This window comes from Streptomyces chiangmaiensis, assembly GCF_036281785.1.
Classification (GTDB): domain Bacteria; phylum Actinomycetota; class Actinomycetes; order Streptomycetales; family Streptomycetaceae; genus Streptomyces; species Streptomyces chiangmaiensis.
Genome location: NZ_JAYWVC010000510.1, coordinates 1 through 1891, shown reverse-complemented (window position 1 = coordinate 1891; position 1891 = coordinate 1). Strand labels below are relative to the sequence as shown.

The 1891-nt window shown below is 66.5% G+C and carries 2 protein-coding genes and 1 pseudogene; all 3 read left to right on the top strand.

Going from position 1 to position 1891, the window contains the following annotated elements; translation table 11 throughout:
• Positions 1–395, top strand: a pseudogene (locus tag VXC91_RS45055) (potassium-transporting ATPase subunit B); the annotation flags it as partial.
• A gap of 5 nt (positions 396–400) precedes the next feature.
• Complete coding sequence (locus VXC91_RS45050) at positions 401–1069, top strand: potassium-transporting ATPase subunit C (RefSeq protein ID WP_329513121.1); 669 nt, start codon at positions 401–403, stop codon at positions 1067–1069.
• A gap of 131 nt (positions 1070–1200) precedes the next feature.
• Positions 1201–1890 (top strand): response regulator transcription factor, encoded by a 690-nt coding sequence (locus VXC91_RS45045; protein WP_329513120.1) that lies wholly within the window; start codon positions 1201–1203, stop codon positions 1888–1890.
• Position 1891: the final 1 nt, after the last annotated feature.

Genomic DNA, 1891 nt, shown 5'->3' with positions numbered 1-1891 from the left:
CCAACCCGACCAAGCTCATCGAGATCGTGGAGATCGGCAAGCAGTTGCTGATCACCCGGGGTGCGCTGACGACCTTCTCCATCGCCAACGACGTCGCGAAGTACTTCGCGATCATCCCGGCGCTGTTCGCGGCGGTCTACCCCGGCCTGGACAAGCTGAACATCATGCACCTGGCCTCGCCGGACTCCGCGATCCTGTCCGCGGTCATCTTCAACGCGCTGATCATCGTCGCGCTGGTGCCGCTCTCCCTGAGGGGCGTGCAGTACCGGCCGGTGAGCGCCGACAAGATGCTCCGTCGCAACCTCGGGATCTACGGCCTCGGCGGCCTGATCGCCCCCTTCATCGGTATCAAGATCATCGACATGATCATCTCCCTCATCCCCGGGATCGGCTGATCGCCATGAACAACTCCGTTTCGAACGCCGCCCGGTTGCTCGGGGCGGGCCTGCGGGCCCTCCTCGTGCTGACCCTGGTGACCGGCGTCATCTACCCGCTGGTCGTCACCGGCATCGCTCAGGGGCTGTTCAACAACAAGGCGAACGGCTCCGAGATCAAGGCGGACGGCAAGGTCGTCGGCTCCTCTCTGATCGGCCAGGCCTACAACCTGCCGCTGAAGAAGGGTCAGGAGACCCCGGACCCCGACCTGAAGTGGTTCCAGGGGCGTCCCCAGAACGGCCTCGGCTCCAACAGCGTCAACACCCAGTACAAGCTGATCCTGTCCGGCGCCACGAACCGTTCCGGTGACAACGCCGACCTGATCAAGTGGGTCAAGGACGCCAAGGCCGCGGTCATCAAGGACAACTCCGTGGGCGGCTACACCGTCAAGCCGTCCGACGTCCCCGCCGACGCGGTGACGTCCTCCGGCTCCGGCCTGGACCCGGACATCTCCCCGCAGTACGCGGAGATCCAGGTCCACCGGGTCGCCGACAAGAACGGCCTGTCCGTCGCACAGGTGGAGAAGCTGGTCAAGGACCACACCACGAGCCGTACCCTCGGCTTCATCGGTGAGCCCCGCGTCAACGTCCTCGAGCTCAACATCGCGCTCAAGGGACTTGTGACCAAGAGCTGAGGAACCACGCGACCTGAGCGGGAGTCGGCGGTCCGGGAGACATCCCGGGCCCGCCGACTCCCGTCGCCATGACGCCGGTTGCGCCGCTCGCGGCGCCCACAGCCCACGCACGACACGAAAGGCGCACACCCATGACCAGGGTGCTGGTGGTGGAGGACGACCCGCAACTCGTACGAGCCCTCGTGATCAACCTGCAGGCGCGCCGCTACGGAGTGGACGCGGCACCCGACGGTGCCACGGCCCTGCGCCTGGCGGCCGCGCGCCAGCCGGACGTGGTGATACTGGACCTCGGTCTGCCCGACATGGACGGCGTGGACGTCCTCAAGGCCCTGCGGGGCTGGACCCGCGTCCCAGTCATGGTGCTGTCGGCCCGTCAGGCTTCCGACGAGAAGGTCGCCGCGCTGGACGCCGGCGCCGACGACTACGTCACCAAGCCGTTCAGCATGGACGAACTCATGGCCCGGCTGCGGGCCGCCGTCCGCCGCACCGAGGACATGCCGCTCGCTCCGGAGACGACCCGGGTGAAGACAAGCGAGTTCGCCGTCGACCTTCTCGCCAAGAGGGTCGTCAGGCACGGACGGGACGTGCGGCTGACGCCGACCGAGTGGCACCTGCTGGAGATCCTCGTCACCAACCCCGGCCGGCTCGTCACACAGAAGTACCTGCTCCAGGAAGTCTGGGGGGTTTCCCAGAGCAACAAGACGAACTACTTGCGGGTTTACATGGCCCAGTTGCGCCGCAAACTGGAGGCGGACCCCTCACACCCCCGCTATCTGATCACCGAACCCGGCATGGGTTACCGCTTCGAGGGACGAACATGAC